This is a genomic window from uncultured Halomonas sp. (genome assembly GCF_947501415.1).
In the GTDB taxonomy this organism is placed as follows: Bacteria; Pseudomonadota; Gammaproteobacteria; order Pseudomonadales; family Halomonadaceae; genus Halomonas.
This window is the reverse complement of record NZ_CANMVL010000002.1, coordinates 233,934-256,077: the sequence shown is the minus strand read 5'-3', so window position 1 is coordinate 256,077 and position 22,144 is coordinate 233,934. Positions and strand designations below refer to the sequence as shown.

Below are 22,144 nucleotides of genomic sequence, written 5' to 3'. Positions count from 1 at the left end.
GCGCTTACCCCTCGAAGCGTCGGGTGCCGGCGCTCAGTGCCGCAAAGTCGAAGCGTTGCTTCGCCGGCAGCAGCGCCAGGAGTGCCAGGCCCGCCACGACCGGCACGAAGGTGGCGAGCAGGAAGGACTCCATCAGGGTGTTCAAGGCGTCGCCCGGAACCGGGAAGAGGGTGAGTCCGGCGACCAGGCCGCTGAGCGTGGCCAGTACCGCGGCGCGGCCGTCGAAGCGGCGATTGAACAGCCCGAAGAATACCGGGAAGGCCGCCGCGCAGCAGAGCAGGTCGGCCAGCAGGAACAGGTAGAGCACGCTGTAGCCCTGGGCGGCCACGAAGGTCACCGGCAGCGCCAGCAGCAGGATCAGCCAGCGCGACAGCCGCATCAGCCGCTGGCCGCTGGCGTCAGGCAGCAGCCGTCCGCCATCCACGGCGATCATGCTCGAGGCGGCGCTGATGGTGGTGTCGGCGCTGCTCATGACCAGCGCCAGGCCCAGGAAGATCAGGCCCACGGCGAACCAGCCGGGAATATCGGCGAGCAGCACGCTGAACAGCGCGACCGAGCCGTCACCGGGCAGACCCAGCCCCACGAACGCCAGGCCAAACAGCCCCATCACGAAGATCATCGGGGCGCTCAACAGGCCGCCGAGCAGAAAGCCAAGGCCCACGGCGCGGTTGCTCTGCGCCGCGTAGACCCGCTGCCAGTTGCCTTGATAGAAGAGTCCGGTCAGCATCACGGCCAGGAAGAAGGTAAGGCCGGCCTTGAGCCCCCCCAGGTCGGTGATATCCAGCAGTTGCGGCGCCGCCGACTCGAGTCCGGCGAGGGTGGGGCCGACGCCGCCGGCGGCCTGCCAGCCGACGATCAGCAGCACGGCGAGCAGCGGCATGATCACGATCATTTGCACCTTGTCGGTAAAGATCGAGGCACGCAGTCCGCCATACAGGGTGTAGAGCAGGGTGGCCGCCATTACCACCGAGCTGGTCGCCCACAGCGGGACCGGCGCCAGCAGCGCGACCATCTTGGCGATGGCGGTGATTCCCGCGGCCAGGGAGATGAACAGGTAGAACAGCATGATGACCAGGGTGAAGGCGTACATGGGGCGCCCGTAGCGGCTCATCACGAACTCGGTCAGCGAGTGGCCGCCCGGCGAGAGCTCGCGCAGGCGCCGCCCCAGGGGAATCATCACCAGCCGGGGCGCCAGCGAGCCCAGCGCATAGCCGGCAATGGCACCCAGGCCGCCCCAGGTGGCCGCCTGGGCGGGGCCGAACAGGATCCAGGTGCCCAGCGTCGAGGCCATCAGGGTCAGCACCGTGGCGGTGGCCCCCTGGCTGTTGCGGGCGATGATGAAGTCTTCGAGGCTCTCGTTGTGGCGGCGTGCATAGAGCAGGCCCGGCACGGCGAACAGCACGGAGAAGGCGATGAGCCACCAGAAGGCGTGGGCGGTCGACAGCATGACGTACTCCCTAGCGTGGATAGGCCCGGTACGATGCCGAGCGTCGCTACGAGAGGACGCAGTTGCGTTGGGTGAGAAGCATGGCCGGATGGCACTTCCTTCCCTTCGCCGGCATTATCCGGATCAGGTTCGAAGGGTCACCGGGCGTGTCATCTGCGTACGCTGCCGGAATCTCAGTCCACAAGGACTCCCCCAGGAATGCGACCCAGCTTAGGGGGCCGGTGTCACGGGGTCAACATGGCGCGAATACCCGCTTGAATCGGTAAGGTATCGCCCTCATATCGTTAGCAGCATAGTTGTTGCGGAATCCGTCGTTGCGCTAGTCGTTGCGGAAGCCCCGCTATCGAACACCGAATCGTTTCAAGGATTGCACATGGCCGAACCGGCTCTGTCCATCCGTGGCCTGACCAAGGTTTACGGCAATGGCTTCCAGGCCCTGAAGGGCATCGACCTCGATGTCGCGGAAGGGGACTTCTTCGCGCTGCTCGGACCCAATGGGGCCGGCAAGTCCACCACACTGGGCGTGGTCTGCTCGCTGGTGCAGAAGAGCGACGGCAAGGTGTCGATCTTCGGCATCGATATCGACCGTGACTTCGCTCGCGCCAAGTACCACCTGGGCGTGGTGCCCCAGGAGTTCAACTTCAACCAGTTCGAGAAGGTCATCGATATCGTGCTGGCCCAGGCCGGCTACTACGGCATGTCGCGGCGCGAGGCCCTGCCGCGGGCCGAGGAGCTGCTGCGTGACCTGGGCCTGTGGGACAAGCGCAACGGCAATGCCCGCATGCTCTCCGGCGGCATGAAGCGGCGCCTGATGATCGCCCGTGCCCTGATGCATCGCCCCAGGCTGTTGATCCTCGATGAGCCTACCGCCGGCGTGGATATCGAGCTGCGCCGCAGCATGTGGGAGTACATGCGCCGCATCAATCGTGAGGAGGGCACCACCATCATCCTCACGACCCACTACCTGGAGGAGGCCGAGAGCCTGTGTCGCAACGTGGCGATCATCAACCACGGTGAGATCATTCGCAATACCAGCGTGCGCGACCTGCTGATGGAGCTGGATACCGAGACCTTCCTGTTCGATCTGGCCCATGCGATGGATGAGGTGCCGGAGGTGCCCGGCTTCGAGGTCAGCCAGTCGGAGCCCGCCCAGCTCGCCGTGGCGGTCCATCGTGGCCAGCGCCTCAATGACATCTTCGGGGCGCTCTCCGAGCGTGGCATTGAGGTGGTCTCCATGCGCAACCGCGCCAACCGCCTGGAGGAGATGTTCGTCTCCATGGTGGAGCAGGGCAACGAGGCCCTGGACCAGAAAGCTGCCGCCAAGGACAAGGAGGCCAGCGCATGAATCCCTATCAGATCGCGATCGCCCTGTGGACTCTGGTGATCAAGGAGATCAAGCGTTTCACGCGTATCTGGCCGCAGACCCTGTTGCCGCCCTCGATCACCATGACCATGTACTTCATCATCTTCGGCAACCTGATCGGTTCGCGCATCGGCGAGATGGATGGCTACAGCTACATGGACTTCATCGTCCCCGGGCTGATCATGATGGCGGTGATCACCAACAGCTACTCCAACGTCGCCTCCTCCTTCTTCTCCAACAAGTTTCAGCGCAGCGTGGAGGAGATGATGGTGTCGCCGATGCCCAACTGGGTGATTCTCTCCGGCTTCGTGCTCGGCGGCATGACCCGGGGCCTTGGGGTCGGCCTGATCGTCACGGTCGTGTCACTGTTCTTCACCCGCCTGAGCGTGGCGCACCCGGTGCTGACCGTGCTGGTGGTGGTGCTGACCGCGGCGCTGTTCGCCATCGGCGGCTTTATCAACGCCCTGCTGGGCAAGAAGTTCGATGATATCTCCATCGTGCCGACCTTTATCCTGACACCGCTGACCTATCTGGGCGGGGTCTTCTACTCCATCTCGCTGCTGCCGGAGTTCTGGCAGGGCGTGTCGATGCTCAATCCCATCCTCTACATGGTCAACGTCTTCCGCTACGGCTTCCTCGGTGTCTCGGATATCCCGGTGGGCTGGGCCCTGGCCGCGATCTTCACCTTTATCGTGGTGCTGTTCGGCGTGGCCCTGTGGATGCTGGAGCGTGGCAAGGGGATCCGTTCATGAACCATCGTCCCGAAACCCTCGCGGATGCCCCGCTGGGGCGTGAGTCCGCCTATCCCGAGCACTACGATGCCTCGCTGCTCTATGCCATACCGCGTGCCGCCAACCGGGCGCCACTGGGGATCGAGGAGGGGGCTCTGCCCTTCGTCGGCGAGGACGAGTGGCACGCTTTCGAGGTCAGCTGGCTGAACGCGCGCGGCAAGCCGGTGGTGGCCGTGGCACGTTTTCGTCTGCCTGCGGACTCACCCCATCTGATCGAGTCCAAGTCCTGGAAGCTCTACCTTAACGGCTTCAACCAGAGCCGCTTCGAGAGTCGTGAGGCGGTCATCGAGACGCTGGAGCGCGACCTGGCGCATGTCGCCGGGGCCGCGGTCTCCGTCGAGCTGTTCGGCGTCGACGACGAGGCGCTGATGCCGCGCCGCCTTCCCGGCGAGTGCCTGGACGAGCTGGATATCGAGATCGACGACTATACGCCCAGCGCCGAGCACCTGGTGGTGGGGGAGGAGATCGTCGAGGAGACCCTGCACTCGCACCTGCTCAAGTCCAACTGCCCGGTTACCGGCCAGCCCGACTGGGGCAGTGTGCTGATTCGCTACCGCGGCCCCAGGCTCGACCGCGAGGAGCTGTTGCGCTACCTGATCGGCTATCGCCAGCATCAGGACTTCCACGAGCACTGCGTGGAGCACATCTTCACCGATCTGATGGCCCGCGCACGTCCCGAGCGGCTGCTGGTATTGGCACGCTATGTACGCCGTGGTGGGCTCGATATCAGCCCCTGGCGGGCGACACCGGGGGAGCGCCCCCCGGAACCGCTTAGGCTCGCGCGTCAATAGGTGCCGCCGCCCCACTCGCACGACAGGCGAGCGGGGCGCTGCTAGAGTGGCGAGAACCATTTAGAGTAGCGGGAACTGTTCTCGTATCAAGATTGCCAAGGGAGAGTTAATGATGGACGCGATATCGCTGCTGCATGAACGCAGCTCCATGGGCAAGCTGATGGGACCACCGCCCAACGCCGAACAGCTCGAGGCCATCTATCGAGCGGCCCTGCGGGCACCGGACCACAAGGAGCTGCGTCCCTGGCGCTTTATCGAGTTTTCCGGCGAGGGCCTGGAGCGGCTGGGCGAGCTGTTCGCCGAGGCGGAGTATCGTGAGGACCCCCATGTCGGAGATACCGCCCTGAACGCCGCCCGCAAGAAGCCGCTGCGTGCTCCCATGGTGATTGCGGTGATCGCCAAGGTCACCCCGGAGGTGCCCAAGGTACCCAAGGTGGAGCAGGTGATCTCGGCCGGCTGTGCCGCCCACGCCATCCTGCTTGCCGCCCATGCCCAGGGCCTTGGCGCCATGTGGCGCAGCGGCAAGTACGCCTTCGACCCTGTGGTACGCAAGGGGCTGGGGCTGAACGAGGACGACGAGGTGGTGGCCTTTATCTATCTCGGCACCCTGGGTGGCCGCCACAAGCCCATCGCCCAGCATGATATCGACGACTTCGTCGAGCACTGGCGCTGAGATGCGTGACATCGGCGTTCCCCACCCGCGACTCCCCCTGCCGCCCCAGGGCGGCGAGGATGACCTTGGCGAATTCCTCGCCTGGCTAGGCGAGGCGATTCCGCTGGTTCGACAGCTGGGCATCCGCGAGATGCGCCGCGAGGGCGACCGGCTCGACTGGGAGCTGGCGCTTATTCCCAACCTCAATGACAAGGGCACCGGTTTCGGTGGCTCCCTCGCCGCCCAGACCACCCTGCTGGGCTGGTGCTGGACCACCCTCTGGCTGCGACGTCGCGGCCTCGCCAGGGATGTGGTGGTGGCCGAGGCCACCCAGCGTTTCCTGGCACCGGTGACCGGCGATTATCGTCTGGAGTGTCTGCCCGAGGCGGAGGAGGGGCCCGAGCACCTCGCCGCAAGGCTCGATGAGAAGGGGCGCGGGCGTATCGCCCTGGTGCAGCGACTCTGGTGTGGTGAGACCCTGTGCCTTGAGGCACGCGGCGACTATGCGGTGCTGGCCGAACGCGCCTGAGACAGCGCACGGCGAGAACGACATGATCGGCCTTCGTAACGAAGGCCGATCTTTTTTCCCCTGGCGACGGTTAATTCACCTCCCAGGTAGCCGAAGACCTAGAGCTTGACCAGCATCTTGCCCTGGTTGCGCCCGGTGAACAGGGCCAGGAAGGCATCCGGGGTGCTCTCCAGGCCATCCATGACGGTTTCCTGGTAGTCGATCTCGCCGCTGGCGACCCGGGGGGCGAACTCGCTCAGGAAGTCGCCGTGATGCTCCCAGTGATCGAAGACGATAAAGCCCTGCATGCGCGCGCGGCGAATCAGCAGCATCGCCAGGTTGGCCGGTCCGGCGGCGGGGCCTTCGGCGTTGTAGCGTGAGATCATGCCGCAGATGGCGATGCGGGCGCCGACCCTGAGGTTATCCAGCGCCGCTTCCAGGCAGTCTCCACCGACGTTCTCGTAGTAGACGTCGAAGCCCTCCGGGCAGGCGTCCTTGAGCGCCTCGCTCAGCTGGCGAGCATCCTTGCCACGGTAGCTGATCGCCTTGATACCGTGGGATTCGAGCCACTCCAGCTTCTTGGGATCCCCGGCGATGCCGACCACGGTGCCGCCCTTGGCCTTGGCCAGCTGCACCGCGAGAGAGCCCACCGCGCCGCCGGCGGCGCTGACCAGGACGTTGTCTCCCTCCTGCATGTCGGCGATTACGTTGAGTCCGACCCAGGCGGTAGTGCCCGGCATGCCCAGCACACCCAGGTAGGCCTGGGGGGGCACATCGAAGGTCGGCAGCGGCTCGACCTGGTCACCGGGTAGCTGGGCGATATCGCGCCAGCCGCCCATATGGCGAACCCTGTCGCCCTCCTTGAAGCGCGAATCCCGGGACTCGATGACCTCGCCCACGGCGGCGCCTTCCAGCGGCTTGCCGAGCGTGAAGGGTTCGATATAGGTGGTGATGCCATCCATGCGGCCACGCATGTAGGGATCGACGGAGAGCCAGGTGTTGCGAATGCGCACCTCACCCTCCTGCAGGGCGGGTAGCTCCGCCGCCTCGAGCTGGAACAGCTCGCGGTCGGGCATGCCCTCGGGGTGTTCGTGAATGGTGAAATAGCGGCTGTGCATGGAGCCTCCTTCGAGTTCAGTGATCTCTGCAGGCATCGGAGCGTTCGGTTCGACGCCCGTCGCCTGGCAGCGATGCGTTTGGTTGTCAACGGTGAGCCTAGGCTACGCCATCCGAGTGATATCACGCCAATGCAAGTTGCTTAAATGCAATATGCGTTAAGCTGATATCATTGCCATTGAAAATCTGGCTTCCATCACCAAGGCATGCGCTCCCATGCACCTCGCCGATCTCGCTCGTCACGACCTGAATGCCCTGGTGACCCTTCATGCGCTGCTGGACTCCCGCAGTGTCACCCGGGCCGCCCAGCGTCTCAACCTGAGCCAGCCTGCGGTCTCGCGGACCCTGTCGCGGCTGCGCCTGGCCTTCGATGACCCACTGTTCGTGCGCACTCACCGCGGGCTGCGCCCCACGGCGAGGGCCGAGGCGCTGGGGCCGCCCCTGGCGCGTTTGCTGGAAGAGCTGGGGGCCCTGCTGGCGCCACCGGAGTTCGACCCGGCCAGCACCACTCGACGCTTTCAGCTGGCGACCACCGACTATGGCATGCACGCCTTCCTGGCGCCTCAGTGGCAGGCCCTGAAGCGGCAGGCGCCCCATCTGCGGCTGGATATCCAGGCCTATAGCGGCAGCATCGAGCAGCGGCTCGACGAGGGCGGCCCCGAGCTTGCGCTCTGCGTGCTCGGTGACCAGGTGCCGGCCAATGTGCATGGCCGTGAGCTTGGTCGCGACCATTTCGTCTGCGTGATGCGCGAGGCGCATCCACTGGCCCGTGAGCCGGAAGCAGCCTTTACGCTTGAGGCGTTTCTGGAAGCGGATCACCAACTGATCAGCATGGGCGGCGATGATCGTGGGGCGGTGGATCTGGCGCTGGCCCGGCAAGGCCTGAGCCGTCGAGTGAGCCTGCGTCAGCCGCACTTCCTGGCGAGCTTCTCGGCCACCCAACACAGTGACCTGCTGCTGTGCGTGCCGGGCTGCCTCGCCGCCAGCGTGCTCGAGCATTGGCCGCTGACACTGCGGCGGCTGCCCCTCGAGGTGGCTTCCTTCTCCTACTGGCTGGTATGGCACGAGCGCCACCATGGGGATGCCGGCCACGCCTGGCTGCGACAGACCCTGTTCGAAGGTCTCGAGACCCGTTATCACACGCTTCGCCGCCGGCTGCCCGCGGTGTGAGCCGACGCCGGCCATGTAGGAAAGAGGACCTACAGACGCGCCTTGAGCCAGTCGATGGCGTGAGTGGCGCGAGCCGTGAGCGGCCATTCGGCGCGATGCAGAAGCCATAGCGAATCCACCACCCTGGGCAGGTCCTCGACGACCCGGATCGCCTCGGGGCGCGCGAATGCCTGACGCGCGAAGCGAGGCAGGACGCTGAATCCTAGCCCTGCGGCGACCGGGTCGAGAATCAGCCCGATCTGATTGGTAAACCCCCGGCAGGGCAGTTGGCCGATTCCCGGGTTACCCGGGAAGCAGCGACTCAGGAGCCGAGTGGCCATGTCGTGTCCGTCGGGGTGATCGATGAAGCCAAGCCGCACCAGATCCGCCCAGCCCTCGACTCGCTCCCCGGCCGGGACCACCAGCTCGAGGGCTTCCCGCGCGAAGAGCGACACCGACAGGCGAGAGTCCTCGGGCTGCTGGGTGGCGAGCCCGAACTCGGCACGCTTGTCGAGCACGCTCGCGATGACCTCGCCGGTCGGACCGAAGCGATGGCGAATGGTAAGGCCGGGCGCTTCGCCCTGCAGGGCCAGTAGATGGGGGTAGATCGCCAGGCCGATGCTGCCGGGCGTGATAAGGCTGAGATCGCCCTGGGTGGCGTCATCACCGGCCAGGCGCTGTTGCAGGCGCTGGTCGGCGGCGTGCATCTCTCGCTGATAGTCGAGCAGGGCATGGCCCGCGGGGGTCAGCTCCAGCTGCCTCGGCTGGCGCAGCAGTAGCGGCCCGAGTCGCGTTTCCAGGTGCTTGATATGTTGGCTGACCGCGGCCTGGGTCAGGTCCAGGCGCTCGGCCGCTCGGGTGAAGTTGCCAAGCTCGACCACGGTTTCGAAGGTGCGAAGCCACTGAGGTTGAAGCATAAGTATCTTTTATCGCGAGGATAAGAGGGTGGTGGTTTTTATTATGACCTGCGCCACCTAGCATGGCCAACGTCATATTCCGGACGACCAACAGGAGTCTTCGTCATGAGTCAGCCCTATCCCCGCACCTTCTCGCATATCGGCATTTCGGTACCCGATGTCGAGGCGGCCGTCGCGTTCTACACCGAGGTTCTCGGCTGGTACGTGATCATGGAGCCCACCACCATCGTCGAGGACGACTCCGCCATCGGCACGATGTGCAGTGATGTCTTCGGGCCGGGCTGGGAGTCGTTCCGCATCGCTCACCTGTCGACCGGCGACCGGGTCGGCGTCGAGCTGTTCGAGTTCAAGGATCAGCAAGCTCCCGAGAACAACTTCGAGTACTGGAAGACCGGCATCTTCCACTTCTGTATCCAGGACCCCGACGTGGAAGGGCTCGCCGAACGCATTGTCGCGGCCGGTGGCAAGCAGCGCATGCCGGTCAGGGAGTACTTCCCCGGCGAGAAGCCGTTCCGCATGGTCTATATGGAAGACCCCTTCGGCAATATTCTCGAGATCTATAGCCACAGCTATGAGCTGACCTACTCCGCCGGGGCCTACGCTTCCTGAGGCTGGCCGAAGCGGCAGCCGAGCTGTCACCCAGCCCCGTGGCCGCCGGTGAGACGCCGGCAGGACCAATTCCCGGCTACTCTGGAGGTACGGCATCGTCCCCGCGGCGAGTCGCCAAGCCATAAGAGGGTGTCCGGGCCATGGAGCAGATTCAGTTCGTGCCGCTGCTGATGGGGGAGGTCGAACAGTACCTTCGTGGGCTGGTCGAGGCCGGCCCGCGGCTGTTGGCCGCCGTGGTGCTGATTCTGGTGACCTGGGGGATGGCGCGGCTGCTTGGCGCTCTGGTGAGTCGACTGGCGCGAAGGGCGCGCCTGAGACGCAACCTGATCGATGTGCTGGCCATGCTGACCCATCTGGCGGTCTGGCTGATCGGGCTGCTGGTTGCGATCACTCTCGTCTTTCCCACGGTCACCCCGGCCAAGGCGTTAACCACGCTGGGCCTGGGCTCCCTGGCCGTGGGCTTCGCCTTCAAGGATATCTTCGAGAACTTCCTGGCCGGTCTGCTGATCCTGTGGCGCGAACCGTTCAAGATCGGCGATCACATCGCCGTGGAGGAGCATGAGGTCGAGGGGCTGGTTGAGCTGATCACCGTGCGCGACAGCCATATTCGGCGCACCGATGGCCAGCGCATCGTGGTGCCCAATGCCCTGCTGTTCGAGAACCCGGTCATCGTGCGCACCGACCGCGATGTGAGGCGCACCTCGATCATCGTCGGCATCGCCTACGATGAGGACGTCGATACCGCCCGGGAGGTGATCGGGGACGCGGTGCGCCATGTCGACTCGGTGCGTGATGATGTGCGCGATATCCAGGTCTTCGCCAAGGCCTTTGGCGAGAGCTCGGTCGACTTCGAGGTGACCTGGTGGACCGGCTCCAAGCCGGTGGATATTCGCTCCTCTCGAGACCAGGTGGTCGCCGCGATCAAGCGTGCTCTCGACGAGCACGGCATCGAGATCCCATTTCCCTACCGCACGTTGGTGTTCAAGCCTGGCTCACCGCTACCAATCGCTTCTGCCCAGCCGGAGGAGGGGGAGTGAGGGTGGCTGTCCGGCGTCCTGTGCAACTTTCTTGCTCTGTGACACTGATATCTGAGACTGCATGATGATCGGCTGGAGACCAACGCAACTCGGAAGGACCCAGTGTCCATGGGAAGGGGCAATTGGGAGCCTGATCTTCTCGCCTATCAGATCGGCTCGCGACCCTCGCGGCACTGGAAGTGCGGCTACTTCCTGCCATCCAGAGGCAGCCACTCGTACCAGCCATCCGCCGGCACCAGGCAGCGATGATCGGCGAATGCCCCGCGGAAGTGGTTGGAGGTGGCCACCTTCTCGACGGTGGCGTTGATGGGCTCGGGCGTCTTCTCCTTCGCCCAGTGCGGCCGGTAGCCCCACCACACATCGTCCATCACCAGCTTCGCGTCATCAAAGGGATGACGCACCACAGTGATCCAGGTGCCCGGCGCCACATTGTAGCGCGGCGTCAGTTCACCCGGCTCCAGCGGTAGGCGCAAGGCCTGCGAGAGCTTGGGGTATGTGCTATAGACAGCAAATCGTCCACACATTGAAAATCAATTGAGCAATTACAAGAAATCTAAGAAGGTTAAGATTTTACTATAAATCACGCTTAGCACAGCATACCTTTCATCCGCCAAGTATATAACCCCACCAATGGGGACGAAAGATATAACAATAAACAAGACAAAAGTTACAAACAAAAGATTGCTTTGCCTATCGACATTTTTCAAAGTTTTAGACAAAACAAGCCTCAAACTCTTAGGATAGCCTAAAAGCTTTTCTTTCAACTGCTCAAAAACAACATCAAAACTCGCCCTCAACCTTGAAACAATGATCCACTGATTAACAACCATACACAATATGATTGTTGAGACCATGAAAAGGCCAAGTGAAATAACGGAAAACTGAAATTTATCTTCAGACTTAGAAAGGTAAGGAAGCGCAGCCAACGAAACTGGCAAAGCCAAAAGCTTTCCAGCTATATCACCAAGCGATGAACTCAGCTTTGTGGAGTACTCCACCTCTGCATTAGCAACTTCAACGCGGATCTTATCAAACGAAAATCCGTGAACATAAGATTGAAGATTTTTCCAATAGCCAAGAATAATCTGATCCCAGTGTTTTACGACCGAAAGCAGTGAATCAGATTCAAGACCATGCTGACTCAACACATCCGCAAGAGAAAGCTGAAATATCATCCTCCTTTCTTCAATGTGGAGCTTGCCTTCATGCTTGGGATCAACAAGCGCTTCAACCAGCTTCACATGCCTCAAATGGTAACCAATCACTTCAGAAGTGAGCTTTGTCTTAACGACAAAGGTTTTAGGAGCCCTTCCTTCAGTAGATGGGATTGCAAAGAAAAGGTTGTTGTAATAGGGCGAAGATTCATCATCTACGCTAACAGAAAGTTCAGCAAGCCAATTAATCAAACAGCAAATATCCCGAAGCCTTTCAAAGCTTTCATTGGAATCATCATCAAAAGGTGACCAATTCTCTTCAATCAAATAAAAACTATCAGGCAAAACTCCTTTACTAACTCCGCTAAACCTTTCAACAAGCTCGCCAATATTATTATAAAACGCAGCTTGCCCACCTCCAGGAAGAGAAAACTCAAAATCCACAAAGGAAGCATTCTTGGTATGGATATCAATATACCCATACTGTTCCGGCAATCGTTCAGCTCGATCAATCATGCTGATTGCATGGTCATCAACTGTGCCGGAGTACTCGAACACTCCGTGATTTATGGGAGGCCGCCCAACACACCTGTATAGCTCAACTACAATGTCAAACATACATGCTAATCTCTTTCCCTGATCTCTTTATTTATCTTTCTCACAAGACCCTCAGGAACATTAGAAAGAACTAACTTACCATTTTCTTCATCGTACCATACATCAGCAGCGGGTGTATCCCCCAGCGCTGCTTTTTCAAATTGAACATCCCACCTTGTGGCCTTGCCCTTAATACGAACCCTCTGATTTAATGCCGGAGCATTAACAGTGAACTCATCAGGAACTTTATTCTCTTCATCGTTCAAACTCCCTAGCAGATCTTCATGATGCCTTTGAACATCTTGGGCATTATCAGCAGGTATAGCTTGCACAGCACCACGACATATCTCGTCTAATACAGCAGGCTCACCTTCACCTAACTTTCTTTTAAGATAAGCAACCACATTTTCTTTAGCTCTTTGCCTATGAGGCCGCAAGTCTGCATTAGCACGAAAGTACGAATCCACTAAATCAATGGCACTTCTGGTGGCCCGAGCCGATGCAATCCCCTTTGTGCATCCAAGAGCTACAACAAAATAACCTGAGGCCTCTTTATCACCCTTACTAATAAAGCATAGGTAGGTCCTATCAACCTCTACTTCACCATCATCCTGATGTTCCTCACCCTTAACTTGGTGAAGTTTATTAAGATTGATATTCGCAGCTTGATGTATCTTGCTTAGATCTATCTCTGAAACACCAATAGGCACCAAGTTATCATCTAGCCTAAGACCATCTCTCTGCTTGATGCTTGCAATAAGAATAAAAGGAATATTGTTTTGCTTATACAGGGAGACTAAGACATGTCCCCCTGTAGCCAAGAACTCCTCCCTTGCCTGCCTAGCGAGCTCATCCAAAGCCAAATGAGAGAGAGACAAAAATTCATTTGAATCCTCTAAGTTATCAAGATACTGAACCGTGGCTTCAGGAAACCGCCCTTGCCTTCCATCTTCGGCAAACTGCCCCCAGACAACATTATTTCCAGGCTTTCCTAACAAACTATTCAAAGTTTCCACGAGGGAAATAACTGAATCCATTTGTGAGTCAAGCAACTCTTCCTTCTTAACTTCATCGTTAATTACATTTGTCTGAGGCTCTTTTGAAAAGCTATGAATAACAGCATGAACAAGCTCAAACATAACCGCTCCCTGACGTAACTAATTGTTATAACCTAGAAAGCTTGCCAATCCGAATCTCAACCGCCCCAAGATCTCCACGTCCTTCATGTCCTGCGGCTTGATCAATTCCTTCTCATAGCGCGGGTTGTCGCTGATCAGCAGCCAGGCGCCACCGGCCACGCGCTGCACGCCCTTGATGCGCCGCTCGCCGTGTACGAGCAGCAGGAACACGTTCAAGGTACGCCATCGACGCTCCTGGGTGCCGACACCAGTGCTTGCCTGCACGTGTCGTGAATACATTCGAACAGAAAGCTGGCATACCAATCTTAGGCCTAGTGTTGCTCATAACACTTAGGTCGACACTACCTGAGAGAGGTACTGCCTATCATGCCTGAATTAGGAGGTGACCGACCAAGGTGGGTGACAGCAACCTTGAGAAAAAGGAAGGCGTGGGGGGTAGAAGAGGGACACACTGTCCAACAGTATCCTGAGAAGGCCAGTGGAAGCCAGGCACAAAGTATGGGCTGGAGTATGGGCTGTGAGGGTATAGAAAAAGAAAAAGCCGCTGAAATCAGCGGCTTATCTATATTCGGTGGCGGAGGGGGAGGGATTCGAACCCTCGAAGCCTTTCGACTTACACACTTTCCAGGCGTGCTCCTTCGACCACTCGGACACCCCTCCGTATTGTGGTTCTCACGCCGGGGCGGTTGGCCCTTTCGCGTCAGAACGGCGCACATAGTATCGACCTAAGTGCGCGAATGCAAGCGGTTTCCTGTGATTTGCCTGAACCCCCTCCGGTGATGGGTCTGTGTGCTGCCCCCGGGGTACGCCTGAGGGCGAGGCTTCGTTATGCTGGGGGCGAATCCATGACAGGAAAGTCCCATGACCTTACGCCCCGTGCTCGCCGGCCTGCTGCTGGCACTGCCTTTGTCCGCCCTGGCCGAGACGCCCAATATCGTGCCGGGGGAGTGGGAGTTCACCAGTACCACCTCGGTCTCCGGTGATCTGCCGTTCCCTGACCAGACCGAGACGTCCCGCGAGTGCATCGCCCAGGGCGATCTCAATGATCCCGACTTCCAGATGATCGAGGAGGAGGAGAACTGCGAGCTGATCGAACACAATGTGGGCGTCGATGGCATGGACTACCGCATGGTCTGCCAGGCCGAGGGTGGCCAGGCGGATATCGTCGGCCATATGGATTTTCTGGGTGAGACCACCGAGGGCCGCGTCGAAGTGACCGTTCAGTCGCCGCAGGTGGGCGAGATGGAGATGGTCACCGAGGTCGAGGGTCGGCGGGTCGGCGACTGCTGATTCCGTTGCCTTACTACGCCTGAACGCAAGACGGCCACCCTGGGGTGGCCGTCTTGCCTTGCGCGGGTTCACGGTCCTTCCGGGGCGGCCTCCATTTCTCGCTCCAGGCGTTTGGTAACGTCGCCGGGCGAACCGGTACGCCGCGCCAGCAGGTCGTAGGCCACCGGTACCACGAACAGGGTGAACAGGGTGGCGGCTGCCAGGCCACAGAGGATGACGATGCCGATCACCAGGCGCGTCTCGGCACCGGCACCGCTGGAGATGATCAGCGGTATGGCGCCGGCCATGGTGGTAACGGCGGTCATCACGATGGGGCGCAGGCGGGTCACCGAGGCCTCCACCAGCGCCTCGTGGAAGGCCCAGCCCTGATCGCGCAGCTGGTTGGCGAACTCCACGATCAGGATGCCGTTCTTGGCGGCGAGCCCCACCAGCATCACCAGCCCCACCTGGCTGTAGATGTTCAGTGACTGGCCGGTGACGTAGAGCCCCAGTAGAGCGCCGCAGATGGCCAGGGGCACGCTGAGCATGATCACGAAGGGGTGCACGAAGCTCTCGAACTGTCCGGCGAGCACCAGGAAGACCACTAGAATGCCCAGTCCCAGCAGGAAGCCGGTGGCGTCACTCGCCTCCTGGAAGTCGCGAGAGGCGCCCTTGACGTCGGTCTGGGCCTCGGGGGGCAGCAGCTCGCGAACCGTCTCCTCCAGATAGCTCAGCGCCTCCCCCAGCGGATAGCCGTCGGCGAGGTCCGCCTCGAGGGTGATGGCACGCAGCCGGTTGAAGCGATTCAGGGTGCTGGGACCGGCGAAGTCGCTCAGGCTCACCAGGCTGGCCAGGGGGATCAGCTCGCCGCTGCGCTGTGAGCGCACCCGCAGGCTCTCCAGGCTTTGCGGACTGGGCCGTGCGCCGGGCTCACCCTCGAGAATGACGTCGTACTCCTCGCCGTCATCGATATAGCGAGTGGCGGTGCGCCCCCCCAGCAGGGTCTCCAGGGTGCGCCCGATCTCGGTGACGGTGACCCCGAGCTCGGCGGCCCGCTGGTAGTCGATATCGACCTGGAGCTGGGGCTGGGTCTCTTCATAGTCGCTGTCCAGCCCGGTGAGGCGGGGGTTGTCCTCGCGGATATGGGCGAAGAGGGTGTCGCGCCAGGCCTCGAGCTCCTCGTAGCTGCCGCCACCGAGCACGAACTGCACGGGCTTCTCGACGCTGACCCCGAAGCCCTGACGCATCACCGGGAAGGCACGCACGCCGGGCAGGTCGGCCAACTTGCCACGAACCTCGGCCATGATCGTCCAGGCGGAACGGCGGCTGTCCCAGTCGGCCAGGTTGATGATGACGAAGCCGCTGTTGAAATTCTCGATATTGCCCCAGCCGAGTGGCGCGCGCACCAGCACGCGATCGACCTCGCCATCCTCGATCATCGGCAGCAGTCGCGCCTCGATCTCGTTCATGTAGTCGAGCATGTAGTCGTAGGTGGCACCGGGTGGACCATTGACCAGTACCCAGAAGTTGCCGCGGTCCTCCTTGGGGGTGTACTCGTTGGGCAACTTGGCATTGAGCCAGAGCATGCCGCCGATCACCGCGACGAGCAGTGCCATCACCAGCAGGCGTAGCTTGAGGGCGCGCTCGAGCAGGCGGCGATAGATGCAGCGGGAGTGCTCCAGCGCCCACTGCACGCCCCGGGCGAGGCGGCCCTCGTGCAGGCTGGTCGTGAGGAGCTTGGATGCCATCATCGGCGTCAGGGTCAACGCCAGCAGGCTGGAGATGGCCACCGCGGCGGCAAGGGTCAGGGCGAACTCCGAGAAGAGCCGGCCGATATCGCCCTGCAGAAAGCTCAGCGGCACGAAGACAGCGATCAGTACCAGGGTGGTGGCGATCACCGCGAAGGCAATCTGGCGGGTACCGCGAAACGCCGCCACCAGCGGGGTCTCGCCATGATCATGCATGCGCCGATGGATGTTCTCCAGCACCACGATGGCGTCATCGACGATCAGGCCGATGGCCAGCACCAGGGCCAGCAGGGTGAGCAGATTGATGGTGAAGCCCATCATGGCCAGGGCACCGAAGGTGCCGATCAGGGCGATGGGTACGGTCACCGCGGGGATCAGGGTGGTGCGCAGATTGCCCAGGAACAGGAAGATCGCCACCACTACCAGGCCCATGGCGATAAACAGGGTCTGCACCACCTGGGAGATGGCCCCCTCGACGAACACCGAGGCGTCGAAGTTGAGCGCCAGGGTCATGCCCTCGGGCAGTTTCGGCTGCTGGCGCGCCACCTCGGCCTGTACCTCGCGGGAGATCTCCAGCACGTTGGCGGTGGACTGCTTGACCATGCCCAGTCCCACCAGTGGCGTGCCGTTACCGCGGAAGATGGTGCGTTCCTCCACGGCGCCGATCTCCACCCGGGCCACGTCACCCAGGCGCACCAGATAGCCGTTGTCGGCCTTGTCCAGCACCAGGCTACGGAAGTCCTCCGGGGTCGCGAAGCCGCGTGGCAGACGAACGATGAACTGTCGCTCGCTGGACTCGAGGGAGCCGCCGGGGAGCTCGACGTTATCGGCACGCAGCGCATCCTCGATGTCACCGGCGGTGAGGCCCCGGGCGGCCATGGCATCCGCATCCAGCCACACCCGCATGGCGTACTCGCGGCCGCCGCCGATGATGACGCGCGAGACCCCCGGCTGGATGGAGAAGCGGTCCACCAGGTAGCGGTTGGCGTAATCGGTGAGCTCGGCCATGGTGTAGCCCTCACCGGAGAGCGACAGCCAGATCACGACCTGGGAGCTGGAGTCGGCCTTCTCCACCTCGGGTGGGTCGGCCTCGTCGGGCAGATTGCCGGCGGCGTCGGAGATGCGGTCGCGGATATCGTTGGCAGCCGAGTCGATATCCCGGTCGAGGCCGAACTCGATATTGATGCTGGAACGCCCATCCCGGCTCGAGGAGGATATCACCTCGATACCGGAGACCCCGGCGATGCGATCCTCCAGCACCTGGGTGATACGTGCCTCCACCACGCTGGCCGAGGCGCCGGGGTAGCCGGTGTTGACGCTGACGATGGGTGGATCGATGGTGGGGTACTCCTGCAGCGGCAAACGCTGAAGAGCGAGCAGGCCGAAGGCCACGATCAGGGCGGCCAGCACCGTGGCCAGCACCGGCCGCTGAACGGAGAGATCGGAGAGGCGCATCAGCCGCTGGCCCCCGCCGCATCACGGTCTCGACGCAACAGCTCGGACACGCTGGTGGTGTCATCGAGAATGCCCAGCAGGCGGGTCGGCTGGCCGTCGCGCACTCGTTCGGTTCCGTGGGCCACCACCAGCTGCCCCGCCTTCAGGCCGGCGAGAATTTCGACCTCCCCCTTGCGGCGGGCACCGATGGTGACCTCGCGACGCGTCACGCGATGCTCGTCATCCGGGGTCAGGGTCATCACGAACTGGCGGCGCCCCTCGGGGATCAGCGCCGACTCGGGGATCACCAGAGCCTGGCGTGCCTTACGCTGTACCACCACGTTCATCAACATCCCGGGGCGCAGCTTGCCCTCGGGATTGTCGATCAACGCCCGCACGGTCACACTGCGGCTCACCGGGTCGACCCGGGTGCCGATGCTGGCGATCTCGGCGCCGAAGACGGTGTCCGGATAGGCGGCGCTGGTGGCGCTCAGGGTCAGCCCCGGAGAGATCTCGCCCAGCGTCAGCTCCGGCAGGGTGAAGTCGAGCTTCATCACGTCGAGCTTGTCCAGGGTCACAAGCTCGGTACCCGGGGAGACCAGGGTACCCACGCTGACGTTGCGAAAGCCCACACGACCGCTGAAGGGAGCCCGCAGACGGTAGTCGCTGAGTCGTGCCTCCAGGGCCTGGATCTCGGCCTCGACCTGGCGCAGGCGCGAGCGGGCATCCTCCAGGTCTCCCCGTGGGGCCAGATTGCGCTGCTGCAGCTGGGTCAGGCGATTGACCGCATTGCGACGCTCCTCCCGTAACGCCTGGGCGGCGCGCAGGTCGGCCTGGGCCTCGTCATCGGCCAGGCGAACCAGCAGCTGACCCGCCTCGACCTCCTCGCCATCGCGGAAGTTGAGCTGTGCCACGGTGTCGGTCACCGTGGCCGAGAGCGTGACGCTCTCATCGGCGCGCAGGGTTCCCAGCGACGCCAGTGGGTCGGACCAGGCGTCCAGGTGCGCTTCGGCGGCGATCACCGCCGTGGGCTGCTGCGCCTGTAGCGGTGAGGCCACCATCAGCAGCAGACCCGACAGCAGGGGCAGTAAACGAAGGAGGGAGCGTAGCGGCATGGAGGCAATCTTGTCGGTAGGCGGTGGTCGGGCAACGGTCAACGGCGTTATCGAATAGCTTACTCGGGCGTGGCCATGAGAGTGTGGCAACTTTTCACAACTCGCTTTTCACAACCCGCTATTCACAAGCCAGCGTGTCGCCCAAGGGAGTCAAATGTACAAGGCTTGTACACCACTGGCCACTCTCGGCGCCCGGCGATGGGGCTGCTAGAATGCGCGCCTCGCCGCAGGCGGTACGGGCAATGGCCGAGAGGAGAGCAGGGTGACATACGATGTAGTGGTGATCGGCGCCGGCGCCGCTGGGCTGATGTGTGCCCTGAATGCCGGTTATGCGGGGCGGCGGGTGCTGGTGGTGGACCATGCCAACAAGGCCGGCAAGAAGATCCTGATGTCCGGTGGGGGGCGTTGCAACTTCACCAACCTCAACTCCACACCGGCCAACTTCTTTTCGGGCAATCCCCACTTCTGCATCTCGGCGCTCAAGCGTTATCGGCCCGAGCACTTTCTGGAGCTGGTCGAGCGCCACGGGGTCGAGTATGTCGAGAAGGCCCCGGGGCAGCTGTTCTGCGCCGATTCCGCCAAGGAGATCCTGCGCGTGCTGCTGACCGAGTGCGACTGGGCGGGAGTGGAGATCCGCCTGAAGACGAGTATCGACTCGGTGGAGCGCCTGGGGGAGGGCGTTCGCCTGGCGACCTCCGCCGGCACGTTCGATGCCGGGGCGCTGGTGGTGGCCAGCGGTGGTCTCTCGATTCCCACCATGGGGGCCAGCGGCTTCGGCTACGAGATCGCCCGCCAGTTCGGGCTGGAGGTGACCGACACCCGCCCCGCGCTGGTGCCCTTCACCCTGACATCACACTGGAAGGCGCGAGCGGAGGCGCTGGCGGGGGTGAGCTGCGAGGTGGAGACCCGTTGCCGTGAAGGGCGCTATCGCGAGCCCATGCTGTTTACCCACCGCGGCCTGTCGGGACCGGCCATGCTGCAGGTCTCCAGTCACTGGCAGCCTGGTGACGAGATCGTGATCGATCTGCTGCCCGGCGAAGACGCCTTCGCCGCGCTGTGTGCGGCGCGCCAGGAGACGCCGAAGCGGCGCCTCTCTACCTGGCTGGGCGAGCGCCTGCCCAGGCGTCTCGCCCAGGCGCTGGTCGAGTGGCAGAACGATGATGGCGTGCTGGCCGAGTGTGGCAATGCGCGACTGCAGGGGTGGGCCGAGGCGCTTAATCGCTGGCGCCTCAAGCCCGCCGGCACCGAAGGGTGGCGCACCGCCGAGGTGACCCTGGGTGGGGTGGATACCAGTGCGGTATCCTCACGGGACTTTGCGGTGGCGGGGTTGCCTCAGCTGCGCTTCATCGGGGAAGTGCTGGATGTGACCGGCGAGCTGGGAGGCCACAACTTCCAATGGGCCTGGGCCAGCGGTGTGGCCTGCGGATCAAGCCTCTAGCGCTGCAGAACGCTGCCGTCGTCATCTAGCAGGGGGTAGCTGCCCTGCTCGTCGTGGTCCTCGGGGCCGACCAGCGCCGGCGTGAACACGCACAGCACCGTCATGCCCTTCTCGCTGCTGAGAATATGCTGCTGATTCTTGTCCAGCGCATACATCACGCCGGGCTCCAGGTCCCATTTTCCGCCCTCGGTCAGATCTTCTATCTGGCCACGACCCTCGATGCAGATCACGCTCTCCTTGTGGTTGCGATACCACATGTGAAGAGCCTGGCCGGGCTTGATGGTGGTCTCGTGGAGCGAATGCCCCATGCCATCCTTGCGCAGGGTGTAGCGTCGGCTGATGAATTTCTCCTCGTCGATGGCGTTGTCTTCGGCATCCTTATGGGTACGAATGATCATGGTGCGCCTCCTGTGACGATGCTGGGCGGTGGTAGCCGGGACTTCCTGCGAGCGATTCAGACCTCCTGAGAGGGGTCGGGAATCGAAGGGAAGCGTGGTGGATGGGCTTCCATGAAGGCATGGCTGGCGCGCAGCACACGGATATCGTCGAACTTGCCGCCGGCCAGCTGGAAACCTACCGGCAGTCCGGCGTCGGTGAAGCCGCAGGGGATCGACGCCGCCGGCTGCTGGCTGAGATTGAAAGGGTAGGAGAAGGGGGCCCACTCCTCCCAGTCGCGCATGTCGCTGCCGGGAGGGACCTGATGGTTCACCTCGAAGGGCGGGATGGCCACCGAGGGCGTCATCAGCAGGTGGTAGCGCTGATTGAAGTGCTCCAGCTGCTCGGTGAGACGCGCACGGTCGGCCAGGGCGCGGAACAGGTCCACCGCCGACCACTCCTCGGCACGGCGCGCGTTCTCGACCAATCCCGGGTCCAGCTGCTGACGCTGTGTTTCGTCGCACTGAGACCACAGCTCCAGCGATGCCGTGAACCACAGGCGGCGAAAGATATCGATTGGCGATTCGAAACCGGGGTGGATTTCAGTGACCTCGGCCCCCAGCGCCTCGAGCTTCTCGGCGGCCTCGCGCACCCGCTGAGCGATCTGCGGATCGACCTTGGCATAGCCGAGATCGGGCGAATAAGCGATTCGCAACCCCTTGAGGCTCTTGTCGAGGTCCACCCCCCAGTCCTCGGGCTGACCACGTGTGGCGTAGGGGTCGCGGTAATCGTAACGACCAATCGCGTTGAGCATATGCACGGCATCCCGCACGGTACGGGTGAGCGGCCCGATATGCGACAGGGTCGGCTCCTTGGCGGGTGGCCACTGGGGCGTCCAGCCGAAGGTAGGCTTGAAGCCGAAGACCCCGGTGAAGGCCGCCGGGATGCGGATGGAGCCCCCGGAGTCGCCCCCCTGGTGCAGCACTCCCATGTTGAGAGCGGCGGCGACCGCCGCACCGCCCGAGGAGCCCCCGGGGGTGAGCCGAGTATCCCAGGGGTTACAGGTGGCGCCAAAGACGCGATTGTCGGTCACCGCCTTCCAGCCGAACTCGGGGGTGTTGGTCTTGCCCAGCAGCACCGCCCCGGCTTCGCGCAGTCGCGCTGTCGGCGGTGCGTCGTGCTCACAGGGAGCGTCGGAGGTGGTGAGCGAGCCTTCGCGCGACGGCATGCCAGCCACGTCGGTGAGATCCTTCAGCGTGACCGGTATGCCATCCAGCTTGCCCAGGGGCCGACCCTGGCCCCAGCGTCTTGCCGAGGCCTTGGCGGCACGCTCGGCGCCCTCGCTGTCGACATGGGTGAAGGCGTTGACCTGATCATTGAAGCGCTGGATGCGCTCCAGGGCGGCACGTGTGGCCTCCAGTGGGGAGGCCTTGCCGGTGCGGTAGAGTTCGATCAGCTGGTCGGCCGTCATCAGGCCGAGGTCGGTGTCTTGCAT

The 22,144-nt window shown here is 62.5% G+C and carries 21 protein-coding genes, 1 tRNA gene and 1 riboswitch; of the genes, 10 read left to right on the top strand and 12 right to left on the bottom strand.

Annotated elements, in window-relative coordinates:
- Positions 1-4: 4 nt before the first annotated feature.
- Positions 5-1,447 carry a sodium:solute symporter gene (locus Q0894_RS01915; protein WP_299231002.1) on the bottom strand — a complete coding sequence of 481 codons (1,443 nt, stop codon included), beginning with the start codon at positions 1,445-1,447 and terminating at the stop codon, positions 5-7.
- A gap of 83 nt (positions 1,448-1,530) precedes the next feature.
- A riboswitch (TPP riboswitch) is annotated at positions 1,531-1,651 on the bottom strand.
- 169 nt (positions 1,652-1,820) lie between these two features.
- On the opposite strand from Q0894_RS01915, the gene Q0894_RS01910 reads away from it, so the two are divergent.
- The 5 genes from Q0894_RS01910 (at position 1,821) to Q0894_RS01890 (ending at position 5,573) form a co-directional block, all read left to right on the top strand.
- Positions 1,821-2,792 carry an ABC transporter ATP-binding protein gene (locus tag Q0894_RS01910; RefSeq protein ID WP_299231000.1) on the top strand — a complete coding sequence of 324 codons (972 nt, stop codon included), beginning with the start codon at positions 1,821-1,823 and terminating at the stop codon, positions 2,790-2,792.
- On the top strand, positions 2,789-3,562 hold the full coding sequence (locus tag Q0894_RS01905; RefSeq protein WP_161422201.1) for an ABC transporter permease: 774 nt from the start codon (positions 2,789-2,791) through the stop codon (positions 3,560-3,562). The genes Q0894_RS01910 and Q0894_RS01905 overlap by 4 nt, the downstream gene beginning before the upstream one ends.
- Positions 3,559-4,392, top strand: a complete 834-nt coding sequence (gene queF, locus Q0894_RS01900; protein WP_299230997.1) for an NADPH-dependent 7-cyano-7-deazaguanine reductase QueF — start codon at positions 3,559-3,561, stop codon at positions 4,390-4,392. Before Q0894_RS01905 ends, queF begins: the two co-directional genes overlap by 4 nt.
- Positions 4,393-4,504: 112 nt before the next feature.
- A complete protein-coding gene (locus tag Q0894_RS01895) occupies positions 4,505-5,065 on the top strand; it encodes a nitroreductase family protein (RefSeq protein WP_132041544.1) in 561 nt (186 codons plus the stop codon).
- Position 5,066: 1 nt separating this feature from the next.
- Positions 5,067-5,573: a YiiD C-terminal domain-containing protein gene (locus Q0894_RS01890; protein ID WP_299230995.1), complete on the top strand. Its 507-nt coding sequence runs from the start codon at positions 5,067-5,069 to the stop codon at positions 5,571-5,573.
- A gap of 98 nt (positions 5,574-5,671) precedes the next feature.
- Here Q0894_RS01890 and Q0894_RS01885 read toward each other — a convergent pair whose 3' ends face one another.
- Positions 5,672-6,670 carry an NADP-dependent oxidoreductase gene (locus Q0894_RS01885; RefSeq protein WP_299230993.1) on the bottom strand — a complete coding sequence of 333 codons (999 nt, stop codon included), beginning with the start codon at positions 6,668-6,670 and terminating at the stop codon, positions 5,672-5,674.
- A 214-nt stretch (positions 6,671-6,884) separates the two neighbouring features.
- Here Q0894_RS01885 and Q0894_RS01880 point away from each other — a divergent pair, with 214 nt between their 5' ends.
- A complete protein-coding gene (locus Q0894_RS01880; RefSeq protein WP_299230991.1) occupies positions 6,885-7,838 on the top strand; it encodes a LysR family transcriptional regulator in 954 nt (317 codons plus the stop codon).
- A gap of 29 nt (positions 7,839-7,867) precedes the next feature.
- Here the strand turns inward: Q0894_RS01880 and Q0894_RS01875 are convergent, their stop codons facing one another.
- Positions 7,868-8,734: a LysR family transcriptional regulator gene (locus tag Q0894_RS01875; protein ID WP_299230989.1), complete on the bottom strand. Its 867-nt coding sequence runs from the start codon at positions 8,732-8,734 to the stop codon at positions 7,868-7,870.
- A gap of 105 nt (positions 8,735-8,839) precedes the next feature.
- On the opposite strand from Q0894_RS01875, the gene Q0894_RS01870 reads away from it, so the two are divergent.
- Together Q0894_RS01870 and Q0894_RS01865 are read left to right on the top strand one after the other, a co-directional pair.
- A complete protein-coding gene (locus Q0894_RS01870; RefSeq protein WP_299230987.1) occupies positions 8,840-9,343 on the top strand; it encodes a lactoylglutathione lyase family protein in 504 nt (167 codons plus the stop codon).
- A 140-nt stretch (positions 9,344-9,483) separates the two neighbouring features.
- Positions 9,484-10,380 (top strand): mechanosensitive ion channel family protein, encoded by an 897-nt coding sequence (locus tag Q0894_RS01865; protein ID WP_299230985.1) that lies wholly within the window; start codon positions 9,484-9,486, stop codon positions 10,378-10,380.
- A gap of 185 nt (positions 10,381-10,565) precedes the next feature.
- Here Q0894_RS01865 and Q0894_RS01860 read toward each other — a convergent pair whose 3' ends face one another.
- From Q0894_RS01860 to Q0894_RS01840, 5 genes are all read right to left on the bottom strand, one after another.
- Positions 10,566-10,904 carry an SOS response-associated peptidase family protein gene (locus tag Q0894_RS01860; RefSeq protein ID WP_299230983.1) on the bottom strand — a complete coding sequence of 113 codons (339 nt, stop codon included), beginning with the start codon at positions 10,902-10,904 and terminating at the stop codon, positions 10,566-10,568.
- An 18-nt stretch (positions 10,905-10,922) separates the two neighbouring features.
- On the bottom strand, positions 10,923-12,050 hold the full coding sequence (locus Q0894_RS01855; protein ID WP_299230981.1) for a hypothetical protein: 1,128 nt from the start codon (positions 12,048-12,050) through the stop codon (positions 10,923-10,925).
- Positions 12,051-12,157: 107 nt separating this feature from the next.
- The gene (locus Q0894_RS01850) at positions 12,158-13,270 is read right to left on the bottom strand and encodes a nucleoid-associated protein (protein ID WP_299230978.1); all 1,113 of its coding nucleotides are present in this window, start codon (positions 13,268-13,270) and stop codon (positions 12,158-12,160) included.
- An 18-nt stretch (positions 13,271-13,288) separates the two neighbouring features.
- Complete coding sequence (locus tag Q0894_RS01845; protein WP_299231210.1) at positions 13,289-13,480, bottom strand: S24 family peptidase; 192 nt, start codon at positions 13,478-13,480, stop codon at positions 13,289-13,291.
- A 362-nt stretch (positions 13,481-13,842) separates the two neighbouring features.
- Positions 13,843-13,930 (bottom strand) — tRNA-Ser (locus Q0894_RS01840).
- Between the two features lie 201 nt (positions 13,931-14,131).
- On the opposite strand from Q0894_RS01840, the gene Q0894_RS01835 reads away from it, so the two are divergent.
- On the top strand, positions 14,132-14,560 hold the full coding sequence (locus Q0894_RS01835) for a DUF3617 family protein (RefSeq protein ID WP_299230976.1): 429 nt from the start codon (positions 14,132-14,134) through the stop codon (positions 14,558-14,560).
- Positions 14,561-14,628: 68 nt separating this feature from the next.
- Here Q0894_RS01835 and Q0894_RS01830 read toward each other — a convergent pair whose 3' ends face one another.
- Together Q0894_RS01830 and Q0894_RS01825 are read right to left on the bottom strand one after the other, a co-directional pair.
- Positions 14,629-17,742 (bottom strand): efflux RND transporter permease subunit, encoded by a 3,114-nt coding sequence (locus Q0894_RS01830; RefSeq protein WP_299230974.1) that lies wholly within the window; start codon positions 17,740-17,742, stop codon positions 14,629-14,631.
- Positions 17,742-18,836: an efflux RND transporter periplasmic adaptor subunit gene (locus Q0894_RS01825; protein WP_299230972.1), complete on the bottom strand. Its 1,095-nt coding sequence runs from the start codon at positions 18,834-18,836 to the stop codon at positions 17,742-17,744. The genes Q0894_RS01830 and Q0894_RS01825 overlap by 1 nt, the downstream gene beginning before the upstream one ends.
- Before the next feature lie 262 nt (positions 18,837-19,098).
- Here Q0894_RS01825 and Q0894_RS01820 point away from each other — a divergent pair, with 262 nt between their 5' ends.
- Positions 19,099-20,274 carry an NAD(P)/FAD-dependent oxidoreductase gene (locus tag Q0894_RS01820; RefSeq protein ID WP_299230970.1) on the top strand — a complete coding sequence of 392 codons (1,176 nt, stop codon included), beginning with the start codon at positions 19,099-19,101 and terminating at the stop codon, positions 20,272-20,274.
- Here Q0894_RS01820 and Q0894_RS01815 read toward each other — a convergent pair.
- Both Q0894_RS01815 and Q0894_RS01810 read right to left on the bottom strand, forming a co-directional pair.
- On the bottom strand, positions 20,271-20,672 hold the full coding sequence (locus tag Q0894_RS01815) for an ectoine synthase (RefSeq protein WP_299230968.1): 402 nt from the start codon (positions 20,670-20,672) through the stop codon (positions 20,271-20,273). The genes Q0894_RS01820 and Q0894_RS01815 overlap by 4 nt on opposite strands.
- Positions 20,673-20,728: 56 nt before the next feature.
- A complete protein-coding gene (locus tag Q0894_RS01810) occupies positions 20,729-22,144 on the bottom strand; it encodes an amidase (protein ID WP_299230966.1) in 1,416 nt (471 codons plus the stop codon).

Bases quoted from the DNA above. Each gene is read 5' to 3' on its own strand.
- Q0894_RS01895 (WP_132041544.1), top strand. From the start codon at position 4,505: ATGGACGCGATATCGCTGCTGCATGAACGCAGCTCCATGGGCAAGCTG.
- Q0894_RS01850 (WP_299230978.1), bottom strand. From the start codon at position 13,270: ATGTTTGAGCTTGTTCATGCTGTTATTCATAGCTTTTCAAAAGAGCCT.
- Q0894_RS01880 (WP_299230991.1), top strand. From the start codon at position 6,885: ATGCACCTCGCCGATCTCGCTCGTCACGACCTGAATGCCCTGGTGACC.
- Q0894_RS01815 (WP_299230968.1), bottom strand. From the start codon at position 20,672: ATGATCATTCGTACCCATAAGGATGCCGAAGACAACGCCATCGACGAG.
- Q0894_RS01825 (WP_299230972.1), bottom strand. From the start codon at position 18,836: ATGCCGCTACGCTCCCTCCTTCGTTTACTGCCCCTGCTGTCGGGTCTG.
- Q0894_RS01830 (WP_299230974.1), bottom strand. From the start codon at position 17,742: ATGCGCCTCTCCGATCTCTCCGTTCAGCGGCCGGTGCTGGCCACGGTG.
- queF (WP_299230997.1), top strand. From the start codon at position 3,559: ATGAACCATCGTCCCGAAACCCTCGCGGATGCCCCGCTGGGGCGTGAG.
- Q0894_RS01810 (WP_299230966.1), bottom strand. From the start codon at position 22,144: ATGCAAGACACCGACCTCGGCCTGATGACGGCCGACCAGCTGATCGAA.
- Q0894_RS01890 (WP_299230995.1), top strand. From the start codon at position 5,067: ATGCGTGACATCGGCGTTCCCCACCCGCGACTCCCCCTGCCGCCCCAG.
- Q0894_RS01870 (WP_299230987.1), top strand. From the start codon at position 8,840: ATGAGTCAGCCCTATCCCCGCACCTTCTCGCATATCGGCATTTCGGTA.
- Q0894_RS01905 (WP_161422201.1), top strand. From the start codon at position 2,789: ATGAATCCCTATCAGATCGCGATCGCCCTGTGGACTCTGGTGATCAAG.
- Q0894_RS01885 (WP_299230993.1), bottom strand. From the start codon at position 6,670: ATGCACAGCCGCTATTTCACCATTCACGAACACCCCGAGGGCATGCCC.
- Q0894_RS01875 (WP_299230989.1), bottom strand. From the start codon at position 8,734: ATGCTTCAACCTCAGTGGCTTCGCACCTTCGAAACCGTGGTCGAGCTT.
- Q0894_RS01910 (WP_299231000.1), top strand. From the start codon at position 1,821: ATGGCCGAACCGGCTCTGTCCATCCGTGGCCTGACCAAGGTTTACGGC.
- Q0894_RS01855 (WP_299230981.1), bottom strand. From the start codon at position 12,050: ATGATTGATCGAGCTGAACGATTGCCGGAACAGTATGGGTATATTGAT.
- Q0894_RS01915 (WP_299231002.1), bottom strand. From the start codon at position 1,447: ATGCTGTCGACCGCCCACGCCTTCTGGTGGCTCATCGCCTTCTCCGTG.
- Q0894_RS01835 (WP_299230976.1), top strand. From the start codon at position 14,132: ATGACCTTACGCCCCGTGCTCGCCGGCCTGCTGCTGGCACTGCCTTTG.
- Q0894_RS01865 (WP_299230985.1), top strand. From the start codon at position 9,484: ATGGAGCAGATTCAGTTCGTGCCGCTGCTGATGGGGGAGGTCGAACAG.
- Q0894_RS01860 (WP_299230983.1), bottom strand. From the start codon at position 10,904: ATGTGTGGACGATTTGCTGTCTATAGCACATACCCCAAGCTCTCGCAG.